The organism is Metalysinibacillus jejuensis (genome assembly GCF_003057615.1).
Taxonomy (GTDB): Bacteria; Bacillota; Bacilli; order Bacillales_A; family Planococcaceae; genus Metalysinibacillus; species Metalysinibacillus jejuensis.
Genome location: NZ_QAFW01000229.1, coordinates 1 through 216, shown reverse-complemented (window position 1 = coordinate 216; position 216 = coordinate 1). Strand labels below are relative to the sequence as shown.

The 216-nt window shown below is 35.2% G+C and carries 1 protein-coding gene; it reads right to left on the bottom strand.

Annotated features, from left to right (window positions below):
• Nucleotides 1-216, bottom strand: a 216-nt coding sequence (locus DDE80_RS15015) for a helix-turn-helix domain-containing protein (RefSeq protein WP_153060968.1), incomplete at both ends; no start/stop codon positions are given.

Below are 216 nucleotides of genomic sequence, written 5' to 3'. Positions count from 1 at the left end.
GAATAAGCATCAGCGAGGTTTTTGAGTGAAGATTGAATCGCAATGCTGTCCACCTCTTTTAACCAAACTAATTCTTTCTTTAATTGGGTTAATTGAGAAGAACACGAATTGTAAGTCAAACCTTTTCCTGTTGCCTTATAAGTATCGTTCCATTTTGCGAGGAAATGATTGAATACAAAACGAGAACAACCGATTGTTTTAGCAATCAGTATTTCT